The organism is Streptomyces sp. 8N616 (genome assembly GCF_052246385.1).
Lineage (GTDB): Bacteria > Actinomycetota > Actinomycetes > Streptomycetales > Streptomycetaceae > Streptomyces.
On the sequence record NZ_JBQQBY010000036.1, the window covers coordinates 1 to 15198 of the forward strand.

General features: G+C 73.0%; 11 protein-coding genes and 1 pseudogene. 11 read left to right on the top strand and 1 reads right to left on the bottom strand.

Going from position 1 to position 15198, the window contains the following annotated elements:
* Positions 1-87 precede the first annotated feature (87 nt).
* Together ACTWQC_RS27690 and ACTWQC_RS27695 are read left to right on the top strand one after the other, a co-directional pair.
* Positions 88-1599, top strand: coding sequence for a hypothetical protein (locus tag ACTWQC_RS27690; RefSeq protein ID WP_443318544.1), 1512 nt, complete (start codon positions 88-90; stop codon positions 1597-1599).
* A 160-nt stretch (positions 1600-1759) separates the two neighbouring features.
* Entirely contained in the window at positions 1760-3442 is a 1683-nt protein-coding gene (locus tag ACTWQC_RS27695) for an MFS transporter (RefSeq protein ID WP_443318545.1), read from the top strand.
* On the opposite strand, the gene ACTWQC_RS27700 is transcribed toward ACTWQC_RS27695, so the two are convergent.
* Positions 3393-4829, bottom strand: coding sequence for an FAD-binding oxidoreductase (locus ACTWQC_RS27700; protein WP_443318546.1), 1437 nt, complete (start codon positions 4827-4829; stop codon positions 3393-3395). The genes ACTWQC_RS27695 and ACTWQC_RS27700 overlap by 50 nt on opposite strands.
* Positions 4830-5072: 243 nt before the next feature.
* Between ACTWQC_RS27700 and mptB the strand changes: the two genes are divergently transcribed.
* The 9 genes and pseudogenes from mptB to ACTWQC_RS27745 all read left to right on the top strand — a co-directional run bounded on the left by mptB (position 5073) and on the right by ACTWQC_RS27745 (position 15193).
* A complete protein-coding gene (mptB, locus tag ACTWQC_RS27705; protein WP_443318547.1) occupies positions 5073-6887 on the top strand; it encodes a polyprenol phosphomannose-dependent alpha 1,6 mannosyltransferase MptB in 1815 nt (604 codons plus the stop codon).
* A 17-nt stretch (positions 6888-6904) separates the two neighbouring features.
* The gene (locus ACTWQC_RS27710; RefSeq protein WP_443318548.1) at positions 6905-8107 is read left to right on the top strand and encodes a glycosyltransferase family 87 protein; all 1203 of its coding nucleotides are present in this window, start codon (positions 6905-6907) and stop codon (positions 8105-8107) included.
* Positions 8104-10449, top strand: a complete 2346-nt coding sequence (locus ACTWQC_RS27715; RefSeq protein ID WP_443318549.1) for a SpoIIE family protein phosphatase — start codon at positions 8104-8106, stop codon at positions 10447-10449. Before ACTWQC_RS27710 ends, ACTWQC_RS27715 begins: the two co-directional genes overlap by 4 nt.
* Before the next feature lie 348 nt (positions 10450-10797).
* Positions 10798-11037, top strand: a complete 240-nt coding sequence (locus tag ACTWQC_RS27720) for a DUF1059 domain-containing protein (RefSeq protein WP_443318550.1) — start codon at positions 10798-10800, stop codon at positions 11035-11037.
* Between the two features lie 232 nt (positions 11038-11269).
* The gene (locus ACTWQC_RS27725) at positions 11270-12424 is read left to right on the top strand and encodes a magnesium and cobalt transport protein CorA (RefSeq protein ID WP_443318631.1); all 1155 of its coding nucleotides are present in this window, start codon (positions 11270-11272) and stop codon (positions 12422-12424) included.
* A 203-nt stretch (positions 12425-12627) separates the two neighbouring features.
* Positions 12628-13320: a beta-glucanase gene (locus ACTWQC_RS27730; RefSeq protein ID WP_443318551.1), complete on the top strand. Its 693-nt coding sequence runs from the start codon at positions 12628-12630 to the stop codon at positions 13318-13320.
* Positions 13321-13464: 144 nt separating this feature from the next.
* A pseudogene (locus tag ACTWQC_RS27735) lies at positions 13465-14572 on the top strand (MMPL family transporter).
* A 127-nt stretch (positions 14573-14699) separates the two neighbouring features.
* Positions 14700-15026: a hypothetical protein gene (locus ACTWQC_RS27740; protein WP_443318552.1), complete on the top strand. Its 327-nt coding sequence runs from the start codon at positions 14700-14702 to the stop codon at positions 15024-15026.
* A complete protein-coding gene (locus ACTWQC_RS27745; RefSeq protein ID WP_443318553.1) occupies positions 14990-15193 on the top strand; it encodes an anthrone oxygenase family protein in 204 nt (67 codons plus the stop codon). Before ACTWQC_RS27740 ends, ACTWQC_RS27745 begins: the two co-directional genes overlap by 37 nt.
* The last annotated feature ends 5 nt before the right edge of the window (positions 15194-15198 follow it).

A 15198-nucleotide genomic window follows, 5' to 3' on the forward strand; every position in this document is an offset into this window, starting at 1 on the left:
CGCATGCCCACACCCGGCGGGGGAGATCGTTCGGCCGACTGACCGTCTCGCGTGGTCGGCCGCCCGCCCGCGGCCGAGCGTGGCGGCATGCAGTCAGCACGCCTCGCCCCCGTCCCGCGGAGACAGCGGCGGCCCCGCCAGGCCCGCGCACGCCGCGGACCCGCCGCGAGCCCGCTCCCGTGGCTCGCCGGGCTCGCCGCCGCTTTCACCGTCCTGCAGTTGGTCCTGGTGGTGCCAGGTACCGGCCTCGGCTGGGACGAGACGGTCTACGTCAGCCAGGTCAGCCCGCACGCACCCGCCGCCTTCTTCAGCGCGCCCCGCGCCCGCGGCATCACCCTCCTCGTCGCCCCGGTCACCGAGCTGACCACCTCCACGGACGCGCTGCGGGTCTACCTGGCCGTGCTCTCCGGTTGCGCCCTCTTCCTCGCGCTGTGGGTGTGGCGGCGGCTGCTCCCCGCCCCCGTGCTCGCGCTCGCCGGGGCACTGTTCGCCGGCCTGTGGATCACGCTCTTCTACGGCCCGCAGGCCATGCCCAACCTCTGGGTCGCCTACGGGGCGCTGTTCGCCACCGGCTGTTTCCTGCGGGCCGTCCTGGACCGCACCGACCGCCGCGCGCTCCTGGGCCTCGGCGCCGGTCTCGCCTTCGCCGCGCTCATGCGGCCCTCCGACGCGCTGTGGCTGACGCTGCCGCTCGCCGCCGCGGCGCTGTTCGTACGGGACTGGCGGCGGCCCGCGGTCCTGGCCGTACTGGTGCTGGGCGTGGCCGCAGGCTGCGCGGAGTGGGTCGCCGAGGCGTACCTCCGCTACGGCGGCCTGGCCGCCCGGCTGCAGCGCGCGAGCGAGATCCAGGGCGGCATGGGCTGGCACCTCGCCTTCGACGACCACCTACGGGCGCTGGAGGGGCGGTCGCTGTGCCGCCCGTGCGATGTGCCGTGGCGGCATCCGGTCACGGCGGCCTGGTGGTTCCTGCTGCCGCTGATCGCCGCCGGCGGGCTGCTGGTCGCGGCCCGCGCTCGGCAACTGGCCGTCGCCCTCGTCCCTGCGCTGGCCGGGCTGTCCCTCGCGGTGCCGTATCTGGTGACGATCGACTACGCCGCTCCGCGCTTCCTGCTCCCCGCGTACGCGCTGCTCGCGGTGCCGGTCGCGGTCTGCGTGGTGTGCCTGGTGGCCGACGCCCGGCGGAAGCTGCGGCCGGTCGTCGCGGCGGTCGTCGTCCTGGCGCTTGCCGGGCATGCCGCGGTCCAGTTCGCGGTGCTGGACGGGCTCGTCTCGCGCAGCCGGTCGACGCGGGAAGCGGTGGGGCGCATCGCGGCGGAGCTGCGCGGGGAGGGGGTGCGTCCGCCATGCGTGGTGACGGGGGCGGAGGCGGTGCGGATCGCGTACCGGGCCGGGTGCGCGTCGCGGCAGGCGGGCGGGCACGACGGGAGCATTACGCGGGCGGGACTGGCGAGGGTGGGGCAGGTGAGGCCGGTGGCGGTGCTGGTGGCCGGGGGCGGGAGCGCGCCGCCGTACGCGCGCGGGTGGCGCGCGGTGGACCTGCCGCCGCTGGGCGGGCTCCGCCCCTTCCGCGCATACGTGTCACCGTCGGCCCGTCGCTGAACGCCTGGGGACCCTGCCCCGCAGACGGCCCCCTCGGGCTCGCCCCGGGGCCTGAATGTGATCGACTGGTGGGGGTTCGCAGAGCGGCCTAGGGTCGGGTTGTGAACGTTCGTGTTCACTGGCGTCGCGGATAGACGCCGCGGTGAGCGCAGGTCCGATCATGACGAGCCCGCAACCGTCCCCCGCACCCACTGCCCGCTCCCCGGAGCGGAGCTCGGGCAGCGGGATAGCCCTACTCGTCATCGCGTCCTGCCAGCTGATGGTGGTCCTCGACATCACCATCGTGAACATCGCTCTCCCGCACATCCAGACCACGCTCGACTTCTCGACAGAGAGCCTGTCGTGGGTGATCAACGCCTACACCCTGACCTTCGGCGGCCTGCTCCTGCTGGGCGGCCGGTCCGGGGACATCCTCGGCCGCAGACGGATGTTCATCACCGGCGTGCTGCTCTTCGTCCTCGCCTCGCTGCTCGGCGGCATCGCGCAGAACGAGGCCCAACTCCTCGCCGCACGCTCCCTGCAGGGCGTCGGCGGCGCCATCGCATCGCCCACCGCACTCGCGCTGATCACCACGACGTTCACCGAAGGCCCGGAACGGAACCGGGCGTTCGGGGTCTTCGCCGCCGTCTCCGCGGGCGGCGGCGCAATCGGTCTGCTGATGGGCGGCATCCTCGTCGAGTGGCTCGACTGGCGGTGGGTCTTCTTCGTCAACGTGCCGATCGGCGTGCTCATCGCCCTCGCCGCGACCCGTCACATCCGCGAGTCCGAACGCCATCCGGGCCACTTCGACTTCCTGGGGGCGATCACCTCCACGCTGGGCATGGTGGCCCTGGTCTACGGGTTCATCCGCGCTGCGCAGGACGGCTGGCGGGACACCCTGACCCTGGCGGCCTTCGGCGCGGCTGCCGTCCTCCTGACCACGTTCCTGCTCATCGAGCGGGGGTCGCGGCAGCCCATCACGCCGCTGAAGATGTTCCGCGACCGCAACCGCGCGGGCACGTACGGGATGATGCTGAGCCTGGCCGCAGCCATCTTCGGGATGTTCTTCTTCCTGACGCTGTTCGTGCAGAACGTGCTCGACTTCAGCCCGCTGCAGGCCGGGCTCGCGTTTCTGCCGGTGAGCGCGGTCATCGCGGTCGGTGCAGGGCTCGCCTCGCAGCTGCTGCCGCGGTTCGGCCCCAAGCCGTTCATGGTGACCGGCGGGATCCTCGCCGCGGGCGGGCTCTCGTGGCTGACGCTGACCGACATCCACAGCACGTACCTCGGCAGCATCCTCGGGCCGATCCTGGTCTTCGGCCTCGGGATGGGCATGGAGTTCGTCTCGCTGACCCTGATGGCGGTCTCCGGGGTCGCGACGCACGAGTCGGGTGCGGCCTCGGGCGTGCTGAACACCACCCAGCAGGTGGGCGGCTCGCTCGGTCTGTCGATCCTGGTCACGGCCTTCGGCACGGCCAGCCGCAACGAGGCGACCGACCTCGTACCGCAGTTCCTGCGCGAGGCGACGCCGGCGCAGCGGGCCGCCTTCCAGCAGACGGGGCAGCTGCCGCAGCCCTGGGGCGACCAGGTGCTGACCGCGGGCGTCACCACGGCGTTCATCGTCGCCGCCGGGCTCAGTGCGCTCGCGGCCCTGATCGCACTCTTCGTCATCCAGGTCCGCGCATCCGACCGTGAGCGGCTCCGGGGCGCGATTCCCGGCATCCCGGCGCCGGTCGCGGCCGAGGCCGCCGGGGCCGCGGAAGCCGACCCGCCCGGCGGCGGTGACCCGTCTACCAGTGACTCAACCGGTGACCCGTCTACCAGTGACCCAACCAGTGAGGATGGCGACGGGCCTCGCTCGGACTGAACGCCCGCCGCCGCGAGGCCGGGTGCGGCTTGATGTTGTGGTTGAGGCGGAAGACGTTGTCCGGGTCGTACTGGGCCTTCACCGCCTCCAACCGCCCGTAGTGGTCCGCCCCGAGACCCGCGATGACCCGCTCCGCCCCTTCGTTCCCGATGAAGTTGAGATAGACGTCACCGGTCGACCAGGGCTTGAGGTCGGCCCGGACGTCATACGCCCACTGCCTGCCGCGCTCGTCGTCGGCCGGGTCCGCCCACAGCCCGAAGGGGTGGATCACCCAGGGCGCGCTGCGCCACGGGACGGGATAGTCCGGGTTCCCGCGGGCCGCCGCCCCGCCCAGCGGGAAGATCACCTGCTGGGAGGGCGAGGGCACGATCATGTCGTGCGCGCGGTCGCAGAAGAGGTCCATGGCCTCGTCGGGGAAGGTGCCGAGGTGCTCCGCTGACCAGTAGTTGCGGTAGCCGGGCGGGTCGTCGAGCAGGCACTGGAGCTCCGCATAGGGGAGTTCGAGGGTCAGCTCGGCGTCGTGGCCGAGGCCCAGCACGGGCCGGGCCGCCTCCCGGGCCTCCGGCTCGCCGCCCGCGTACGTGACCAGGACCATGCAGGCCAGCCGCCCGGCCATGCCCTGCGGCACCCACTCCTCGGGCGGCGCCGTGAGAAAGATCAGCCCGCCGCCGATCTCGTCCGGGGCTGAAGCGAGGAAGTCACGGTAGGCGTGCCCCACTTCGGGACCCGCCTCCGCCCGCCACAGCAGCAGCATCGCCGTCACCACGGGCAGCGGGTGGAGGCGGAAGGTGAAGGACGTCGCGACGCCGAAGTTGCCGCCGCCTCCGTGCAGCGCCCAGAACAGCTCGGGGTTCTCGTCGTCGCTCGCCTGCACGGTGCCGCCGTCCGCGGTCACCAGGCGTACGGAGAGCAGGTTGTCGCAGGTGAGCCCGAACTTCCGGTCCAGCCAGCCGGTTCCGCCGCCGAGTGCGTAGCCGCCCACACCGGTGGTCGACACCCTGCCGCCCGGCGTCGCCAGGCCGTACGGCTCTCCCGCCCGGTCGAGGTGGCTCATGGTGGCCCCGCCGCCGACCTGGGCGGTGCGGGCCGCGGGGTCGACGACGACCGCATGCATCCGGCGCAGGTCGATGACGATCCCGCCGTTGGTGAGCGAAGTGCCCGCGACGCTGTGCCCGCCGCCGCGTACCGCGATCTCCAGGTCCTGGTCGCGTCCGAAGCGGATGGCCCGGGCGACGTCCTCCGGGTTCTCGCACTGGGCGATGACCGCCGGGCGCCGGTCGATCATCGCGTTGAAGATCGTGCGGGCTTCGTCGTACGAAGAGTCGCCGGGCGTGATCACGGTGCCCGCGAAGCCGTCGCGCAGACCGGCGAGTGCTGCGGTGTCCACGTTTTCACGCTACGCGCGGTCCGGGGACGCGGCATGTCCTGGTGCGGGGGCCGCCGACCGTCCGGTCTCTTCCGCTCGGTGGGGGCGGGTGTGACGCCTGGTCCGCGCGGTCGGCGGATGTCGGACACGGTGCGGCGAACCGCCCGAACGTCCCTGTCCCATAAGGCGGTCGCTACACGCCCGCCACCCCGCCGTGACGGCGCCGTCGCCTCCCGGCCACCACCTCCTGCAAGCCTCCACAGGATGCTGGCATTGGACGCAGTCGTGGACCCGGGACGCTGCCGGATGATCGGGCTCGCGGGCTCCGTCGCGCTCATGGCCGGCGGACTGACCGCGGGCGCGCTGCCGGTACGGGAGGCGCTCGTGCCCTCGTCCGGGCGCGCCGCGCTCGGCCTGGTCTGCGCGTACTTCGGGCTTGTGCTGCTGGTCGCGGCCTGGTGGTGGCTGGGCCGGGCGGTGCGCGGGCCGGGGCCGACCTCGCCCCGGGCGCTGCTGCTGACCCTGGGGACCTGGGCGGCGCCGCTGCTCCTGGGCCCGCCGCTGTTCAGCCGTGATGTCTACAGCTACCTGGCGCAGGGCGCCATGGTGGAGGCCAGGATCGACGTGTACGCGTACGGGCCCGCGCACTTGGGCGGGCCGCTCGCCACCGAGGTGGCGCCCGTATGGCAATACACCCCGACGCCGTACGGCCCGGTGTTCCTCGGCCTGGCCCGCGGGGCCGCCGACCTCGTCGCCCGCTTCGACCTGCCCGCCGGAATACTCGGCATGCGCCTGCTGGCGCTGCTCGGCGTCGGGCTGATGATCGCCTTCCTGCCGTCGCTGGCGCGGCGCTGCGGCGTCGAGCCGTCCGCCGCGCTGTGGCTGGGCGCGCTCAACCCGCTGGTGCTGCTCCACCTGGTCGCGGGCGCGCACAACGACGCGCTCATGCTCGGGCTGCTGGGGGCGGGGCTGGTGGCCGCGCTCGGCGGGTGGCCGCTGCGGGGCGCGGTGCTGGTGGCGCTCGCCGCGCTGGTCAAGGCGCCCGCGGCGCTGGGGCTGCTGGCGGTCGCCGTGCTGTGGTCGTCCAGGCTCGCCGGCCGGCTGACGCCCCAGCCGGGGGGCCGGTTCGCACCCCGGCTCGCGGGCGAGCTCGACCGGCTCGGGACCCGGCTCCCGCTGGGGCTCGGGGCCCGGCTCCCCCTCGGGCTCGTACACCGGCTCCGGCTCCCGCTCGGGGCCCGGCTCCCGCTGGGGCTCGGGGCCCGGCTCCCGCTCAGGGCCCGGCTCCCGCTCGGGCTCGTACACCGGCTCCCGCCAGGCCTCGTACACCGGCTCCGGACCCGGTCCCGGCTCCCGCTCGGGCTCGCCGGCCGCACCCGGACGGCCACTGCCGCCCGGCTGGCCATCGCCGTCGGCCTGACCGGCGCCGTCGCGCTGGCCACCACCGCCGCCGTAACGGCCGTGACCGGCACGGGCTACGGCTGGGTCGGCGCGCTGAGCACCCCCGTCTCGCCTCACAACTGGTCGCTGACCAGCGGGCTCGGGCGGCTCACCGGCTCGCTGCTGGACGCCGCCGACAGCCGCCTCGCCGAGTTCGCCGTACCCGCGTGGCGCTGGCTCGGTCTCGCCGCCACCGCGGTCGCCGTCGGCGTCCTGTGGCTGCGCGTCCTCGCGCCCTCCGCGCGGATAGTTCCCGCCCGCCCGCTGCAGGACCGGGACCGGCGGATGCCGCAGCCCGCCGCCCGCCGGCGGGACCACAACAGGCGCCTCGGTCCGGTCTACGCGCTGGGGCTGAGCCTGCTCGCGGTCTTCGCGCTCGGACCGGCGTTCCGGCCCTGGTACGCGCTGTGGGGCCTGTTCCTGATAGCCGCGGCCGCGCCCGACGGGCGAATACGGAGCTGGGCCGCGGCGGGCAGCGGGATCCTCGCCCTGGCCGTACTGCCGAGCGGATTCGCCCCTGACGGGCTGCAGTTGACGCTCGCGGTGTGCGGCGGCGCGCTGGCGGTGCTCGCGCTGTGGTGGATGTTCCTGGTGCCGGGCCCGGGTGTGGCCGCCTCCCGGACGCAGGCCGCGTCGTGAGGCGGCTGCGCCAGGTCATGGCCGACGACGGGGGCCGGCTGCTGTCCGCCGCCTGCCTGGTCACGGCAACGGCCGTGTTCCTGGCCACCGTCCCCCTGCACCGGGACTGGTTCGACGTCGGCGTCTACTACGGCACCGTCAACGACTGGGTTCACGACGGCGGCCGGATCTACGACTATCTCGTCCCCGGCACCCACTACGGCTTCACCTATCCGCCCTTCGCCGCCGTGGCGATGCTGCCGATGGCCCTGGTCGGCTGGTCCGCCGCCGTGGCGATCAGCATCGTGCTGAGCGCCGCCGCCGCGGCGCTGCTGCTGCGCTGGCTGGCGTGGCCCGTCATCCGCCGCCACGGCTGGTGCCCGTGGTTCGCCTTCACAGTCGCGGGCTGCATGTTCGCGCTGCTCGAACCGGTCCGCGACACCGTCAGCTTCGGCCAGGTCAACCTGCTGCTCGTCGCGCTCGTCCTCGCCGACGCCCGGCTGCTGGCCACCGGACGCGCCCGGTACGCGGGCATCGGTGTCGGCCTGGCCACCGCGATCAAGCTGACGCCCGCGCTCTTCATCGGCTACCTGCTGGTCACAGGACGCCGCCTGCAAGCCGTCACGGCGACGTGCACCGCGGTGGCCGCCACGCTGCTCGCCGACCGGCTCGACCCCGGCGCCTCCCGCACCTTCTGGACCGAGGCTCTCTGGAACACCGACCGCATCGGTTCGCTCAGTTACGTCTCCAACCAGTCGCTCCAGGGCGTCCTGGCCCGCCTCCAGCCGGAGGGACCAAGCCGTACGGCGTGGCTGCTGTGCGTGCTCGCGGTGCTCGCCGTCTGGGCGTACCGCGCTCGCAGGGCCGCCGCGAGCGGCGACGACGCGGCCGGGTTCGCCCTGACGGGCCTCGCCGCCTGCCTGGTCAGCCCCATCACCTGGGTCCACCACCTGGTCTGGCTGATCCCCTCGCTCGCGGTCCTCGCCGACACCGCGCTCCGCCGCGGCCACCGCGGCCTGCTCGCGGCCACCGGGACGCTGTACGTGGTCCTGTGCAGCAGCGTGGTGTGGCTCTGGCGCTGGAACTCGACCGGATTCGGCGCCTTCCTCGGCGCCAACACGTATGTGTGGATCACTCTCGGCCTGCTGCTGGCCCTTCCGCCCCGCGAACCCGACCGGGCCGCGGTAGGGCCCGCCGTGAGGGTGCCTCGGGGCAGTCGGGGGCGTATCGTCCCCATATGACCGGCGGGGAGTACGCGCCCGCCGACCGGGGCGGCAGCTCCCTGCGCGCAGCGGGCGCCGGCGTCCTGGGCGACGGCGCCCTGGAGAAGCTGGCCGAGGGCCTCGACCCGGAGCTGACGGCGCTGGGTGCGCACGCGGGCGCCCTCTACCTGATGAATCCCGACGAGGACGTCCTCGAACTCGCGGTCATGCTGGGGCTGCCGCGCGAGTTCATCGGCCCGTGGGAGCGGGTGGGAATCGCCTCTCCGATCCCGATGGCCGACGCCGTGCGCGGCGACGACATGGTCTGGATCCCGGGCCAGGAAGTCATGATGCGCCGCTATCCGCGCATCGCCCTCGCCGTCCCGTACGAGTTCGCGCTCGCGGCCTTCCCCGTCGTACGGCCCGGCGCCCCGCACGGCGGGAGCGGCGTGCACGGTGCTTATGGGGCGATGTTCCTGCTGTGGCCGGGCCCGCAGTCCGAACGGATGCCGGAGGCGCTGCGGGAGGGGCTGGTGCGCCTCGCGTCCGGCGTGGCGCACGAGCTGGAGCGCGCCGCCGCCGCGGGGCACGTCCGCCGTCCCGTCGTCGGGAACGACGCGGTGATCTGGAACGCGCCCAGCCCCGCCCCCGGGACCTCCTCGGCCACCGAGCTGATGGCCGCCCGCCTGCCCGAGGGCGTGTGCGCGCTCGACATCCACGGTCGCGTCACCTCGGTGACGCCCACCGCCGCCCGGCTGCTCGGGACGCCGGCCGTACGGCTGCTCGGCGCCCGGCCCTGGGAGCTGCTGCCCTGGCTGCACGCCCCGCTCTACGACCGCTACCGGGCCGCGGTGATCAGCGGGAAACCCACCTCGGACACCGGCGTGCGCCCGCCGGACCAGTGGCTGACCTTCGAGCTGTTTCCGGACACCTCGGGCGTAAGCATCCGCATCACCCCGATCGGGGTGCCCGAGGCGGGCACCCCGCGCGCCGAGGCCGCCCCCGAGCGAGCCGAAGGGCGCGCCGGTGCCGAAAGGGGGGCACTCCCCCTGGCTCCGCCGGGGGCACCCCCACCCGGCCGAAGGCTGGGGGAGAGTGTCGGCACCCGGTCCAAGCGCCAGGAGGCGAGCCGAGCGTATGAGGGGGAGCTGCCGCACCTCACCCGTACCGGGGCGCTGTACCACGTCCTGCACCTGGCGACGGCGATGACCGAGGCGATCAGCGTCGAGGACGTGATCGCGCTGGTCGCCGACGAGATCGCGCCCGCGTACGGTGCCCAGGCGGTGGCCCTGCTCACCATCGACGCCGGGCGGCTGCGCGTCCTCGGCCACCGCGGCTACCCGCCCGAGGTCGTCGAGCGCTACGCCGGCAACCCGCGGTACGCCTTCAGTCCCGGCGCCCGCTCCCTGGCCGCGGGCCGGCCCGCCTTCTACGAGTCGATGGCGGAGGTGGACAAGGACTTCCCGTACCGCGCGGGCGAGCACGACAGCATGGCGTCCTGGGCGTTCCTGCCGCTGATCACCTCCGGGCGGGCGATCGGCACGTGCCTGCTCGCCTACGCCAAGCCGCACCACTTCACCACCACCGAGCGCGCGGTGCTGACCTCGCTGGGCGGCCTGATCGCCCAGGCGCTGGAACGAGCCCGCCTCTACGACAAGAAGCTGGCGGTCGCCCACGGGCTGCAGCAGGGCCTGCTGCCGCACGTCCTGCCCGCCGTGCACGGTCTTGCGACGGCCGCGCGCTATCTGCCCGGCACCGAGGGGATGGACATCGGCGGCGACTTCTACGACCTCATCCCGCTCGGGCCGGACACCGCGGCAGCCGTCATCGGGGACGTACAGGGCCACAACGTCACCGCGGCCGCGCTCATGGGCCAGATCCGTACCGCCGTCCACGCCTACGCCACGGCGGACGCCGCGCCTGGCCGGATCCTGGCCGGAACCAACCGGCTGCTGGCCGACCTCGAGCCGGGCCTGTTCGCCAGCTGCGCCTGTCTCCGCCTCGACCTGCGGCGGCGGGAGGCCTGCCTGGCCAGCGCCGGGCACCCGCAGCCGCTGGTGCGCACGCCCGACGGTGCGGTACGGACCATGGACACCCCCGGCGGTCTGCTGCTGGGCATCGAATCGGAGGGCGAGTTCCCGCAGGCGGACTCGCCACTGCCGGTCGGCACGACGATCGCCCTCTACACGGACGGGCTGATCGAGTCGCCGGGCGTGGACCTGGGCGATGCGCTGGCCGAGCTGGCCGCGGAGTTCGCCTCGGCCGGGGCGGTTCCGCTGGACGAGCTGGCGGACGTCCTGATCCAGCGCGCCCTCGAGGCCAGACACCGCGACGACGACATCGCGCTGCTCCTTCTCCGCTCGATGCCGGACGCCGCCTAGCCGAGCCCACGGGCTCCCCGACCCCACCCCGCCCTACCCGGCCGTGGGCGGAGGGGTTTGGCGTGGGGCTCGGCCCCGGTGCGCGGCCGGGAGGCACAGGCCCGTGGCGGGGACTGGGGCTGCCGGGGCGGGTCCCGGATGCGCGCTCGGTCCCAGGCCCGGGGGCTTGGGGCGCATCCGTCAGCCCGGGCCCTGGGGGGCCAGGGGGGCGCAGCCCCCTGGTTTCGGGAAGGGGCGGGTCAGGGGGAGGACCGCCGCAGGCGCCCCCGCCCGTGTCGGATCCATGGAGATTTGCGGAGATCTATGCGGGTTTAATCTGAGGGTAGGAGTCGTCACCAGGAGGTCGTGATGGTCAGGAAAGTCGCCGACTGCCGCAGGTCCCCCAGCGTGATGAACTGCACGCTCACCATCTCCGGAGAAGAGGAAGAGGTCATCCGCGCCGCCGCCGAGCACGCCGTCTCGGTCCACCAGCACGCCGACACCCCGGAGTTGCGCCGGGAGATCCGGGCCACGCTCGAGGACGAGCGCATCCCCGCCATCCCCACCTCGGGACCGCCCCCTCCCGAAGGCGAGATCTTCGACCTCTGACCTCCGTTGGTCTCCATCCGTTTTCCGCGCTCCGAACCCTGATCCTCGACGTCCAGCCCTGCACCTCCCGCCCCGTGGGGCTACCCTGGCAGCGCACCCCGATCAGGCAACAGGGACATCTGGAGGTGAGGCCGCGATGAGTAGCCAGCCTCCCAGTCCCTGCCCGCGCTGACCGGCCCAGCACCCCCGCCGGCCGGCCCGCATCCCCGCCTGGAAGGGGTCTGCCGTGTCCATGTCCGACTGGCGTTCCCGCGCGCTCCGCCCCTACAAGCGCGCCACACAATCCCGTAACGGCCGCCGCCCCGAGCCCGCGCCCGAGCACTCGCTGGAGCCCCGGCACCGGGAAGAGCCGGTGCCGCCCGCCGAGTCGAGCGTGGTCGACGCGGCCGTCTACCGCGACGGACGCCGGGTGAGCACGCCCTCGACCCTCGCCGAGGCGTACAGGCGGCTGCCCGACGAGCCGGACGCCATGGCCTGGATCGGGATGTACCGGCCCGCCGAGGAGCAGCTGCTCGCCGCGGCCGAGGTCTTCGGTCTGCACGAGCTGGCCGTGGAGGACGCCATCGTCGCCCACCAGCGGCCCAAGCTCGAGCGCTACGGCGACACCCTCTTCGTCGTGCTGCGCGCCGCCCGCTACCGGGACGAGACCGAGGACGTCGACTTCGGCGAGCTGCACATCTTCGTCAACCCCGACTTCGTCCTCACCGTCCGCCACAGCGAGGCCCCCGACCTGTCCGCGGTGCGCCGCCGCATGGAAGAGGACCCCGAGCTGCTGCGCCGGGGCACCGAGGCGGTCCTCTACGCGATCCTGGACGCCGTCGTGGACGGCTACGCGCCCGTCGTCGCCGGGCTGCAGAACGACATCGACGAGATCGAGACCGAGGTCTTCGGGGGCGACCCGAAGGTCTCCCGCCGCATCTACGAACTGTCCCGCGAGGTCGTGGAGTTCCAGCGGGCCACCCGGCCCCTGCTCAAGATGCTCCAGGGGCTCTCGGCCGGGTTCGCCAAGTACGGCACGGACGAGGAGCTGCAGCGCTATCTGCGGGACGTGGACGACCACGCCACCACCACCGTGGAGCGGGTGGACGGCTTCCGGCAGATGCTGGCCGACATCCTCGCCGTCAACGGCACCCTGGTGACCCAGCAGCAGAACGCCGAGATGAAGCTGCTGGCCGAGGCCGGGCACGCGCAGAACGAGGAGATCAAGAAAATCTCCGCATGGGCGGCCATTCTCTTCGCGCCCACCCTGGTCGGGACGATCTACGGCATGAACTTCGTCCACATGCCCGAGCTCTCCTGGGTGCTGGGCTATCCGTTCGCACTGCTGCTCATGGCCGCGGTCTGCGTCAGCCTCTTCGTGGTCTTCAAGCGCCGCGACTGGCTCTGACGCTCCCGTACGGGCTTTCCGCGCTCCCCCCCCGCCGACGGGCCGTCCGCACGCTCCTTCCTTACGCCCCTAAGGTGTGAACGCCCTTCGCAAGAGGGTTCTGCTGGCCGTCCGCTGGTCACGACGCGGATGGGCGAGACGCTGCTGCCCAAGCGGCCGACCCTGCCGATCTTAGAGCGGAGCTGGACGTAGGGTCCGGAGTCATGCACAGCGGCAAGACCGGCTCGCGCGGCCACCGGCCCGTCCTCACCGCCGACTTCGCCTCGTACGAGCAGTGGGTCGCGGGCCGCTCGTGGGCGTATCCGGACGGCGGGCCGACCAACCCCGGGGACGGCAAGCTCGACCACCTCGTGCCCGACCCGTCCTACTCCCGCGGCGGCGTCTTCCGCGCGACCCGCCGCCCCGAAGGCACCTGGAGCGCGGGGCTCCTCACGACCGAGGACAGTGCCGAGGGTTTCACCGTCCGCACCGGCGACGTCCTCGAGGCCCGCGTACGGCTGCCCGTCGAGCAGGGGGCGTGGCCCGCGATCTGGACGTGGCGGGACGGCGGGAACGAGATCGACGTCTTCGAGTACCACCCCGACAACCCGGACGTCCTGGAGCTGTCGAACCACGTGCGCGGCAGCGGTCATGACTACACCGACCCGGCGGTCCGGCCGGGCGCGTGGGTCGGTCTGCGCGTCGCCTTCGGCGCCGACTCCGTCGTCTGGTGGGTGAACGGCAGCCCAGCCTTCGCGGACGGCGCGGGCGTGGGCCGAGGCTGGCACGCGTATCTCATCGTCAACCTGTCCGTCAGCGCCGGCGAGCACCACCCCGCGCCGGAACCCACCGCGTCCGCCATGGCGTATGAGGTGAGCAACCTCCGCGTGTTCCGGCCCAGCACCCCTCATAGCTGACTTATCGTCACAAAACGGATGGATGTGAACCCCGGGGAGCACGCATGCCGCCGTCCAGACATGAGAGCACCGACGCAGCGCCGGACCGGCCCCGCCGGGGATGGCTGAGGCGGCTCGGGGGAGTGGTGCGCACGGCACCACAGCGTGGTCATCGTGCTGTGGGTGGTCGCGCTCGTCGGTCTGCACGCCGCACACAGCGAGTTCGGCGGGACGTACTCCGACAACTTCTCTCTGCCCGGGACCCAGTCCCAGGACGGTGTCGACGTCCTGAACGAGCACGCGCCCGACCTGGGCGGCCAGAGCTCCACGGTCGTCCTGCACGACGCGGGCCGGCCCCTCACCGACGTCCGCAGCCAGGTCGACCAGTCCGTGGCGTCCCTGTCGAAGCTGCCGCACGTGATCGCCGCGCAGAATCCGCTGCCCTCGGGCCCGCTCTCCAAGGACGGCAGGACCGCGTACATCACCCTGCGGTTCGACACCAACCCCAACGCTCTGGGGGACTCCTATCTCCCCAAGGTCGACAACGCCGTCGAGCCGCTGCGCGACGCGGGCGTCGAAGTCGAGTACGGCGGCGGGCTCGGCGAACTCGCGCGGCCCGCACCCGCCGATCTGCTCAGCGAGGCCATCGGGTTCGCGGTGGCGGTCGTGGTGCTGCTGATCGGCTTCGGCAGCCTCATCGCCGCCGGTGTTCCGCTGCTCACGGCCCTGCTCAGCGTCATCGTCGGCGTCAGCTGCCTGAGCCTGAGTGGCCCTCAAGGCGGCGGTGCTCAACCTCCTGTCGATCGGGGCCTCGTACGGGATCGTCGTGGCGGTCTTCCAGTGGGGCTGGGGAGGGCCCGGGCTCGGCGTCTCCGGGAAGGTGCCGATCGAGAGCTACGTGCCGATGATGATGTTCGCCATCATCTTCGGTCTGAGCATGGACTACGAGGTGTTCCTGCTGTCCCGCGTCCACGAGGCGTGGCAGCGGACCCGGGACAGCAGGGGCAGCGTCGCCCGCGCGCTGGAGATCACAGCGCGGGTGATCACCTGCGCCGCGCTGATCATGGTGAGCGTCTTCGCGGCGTTCATCATCAGCAACAACATCGTGATCAAGATGCTCGGCCTCGGTCTGGCCGTCAGCGTGCTCATCGACGCCACCGTCGTCCGCCTGCTCCTCGTACCCGCCGTGATGACGCTGCTCGGCCGGAGCGCCTGGTGGATCCCACGGTGGCTGGACCGGATCATGCCCCGGGTGAGCGCGGAAGGGGAGTGACGCGTCGGCGTAGACGCTCGCGCACGGAGCCGAGCCTCTCGGCCATGGCGCGTCTCGCCCGGCGGCGATTCACTGTCGGTATGAGCGGTACGACAGGAACCCGCCCCAACTGGCCCTGGAGACAGTGATGGAGCTGACCCGGAACGCCGCACTGCTCGCGGCCACGATCACCATGGGGCTCATGGCCGGCCTCTTCTACGCCTTCGCCATCTCCGTCATGCCGGGTCTCGGCCGGACGGACGACCGGACCTTCGTCGACGCGATGCAGAAGATGAACGCCGCGATCCTGAACGGCTGGTTCGCGATCGGCTTCGCGGGCGCGCTGGTGCTGACCGCCCTGGCCGTGGCACTGCACATCCCCGGGACGGGCGGGCGCCGCTGCCCTGGGCCGTGGCGGCACTCGTCCTGTACGGAGCGGTGCTCGTCATCACCTTCGCCATCAACGTGCCGCTGAACAACGAGCTCGAGGCGGCCGGAGACGTCCACCGGATCGCCGATGTCGCGGCGGTCCGCGAGCGGTTCGAAACGACGTGGGTCCGCTGGAACATCATCCGTGCGGTGCTGAACACCGGCGCCCTCGGCTGCCTCTCCTGGGCCCTGGTGCTGCGCGGGCGGGCGTAAGCGCG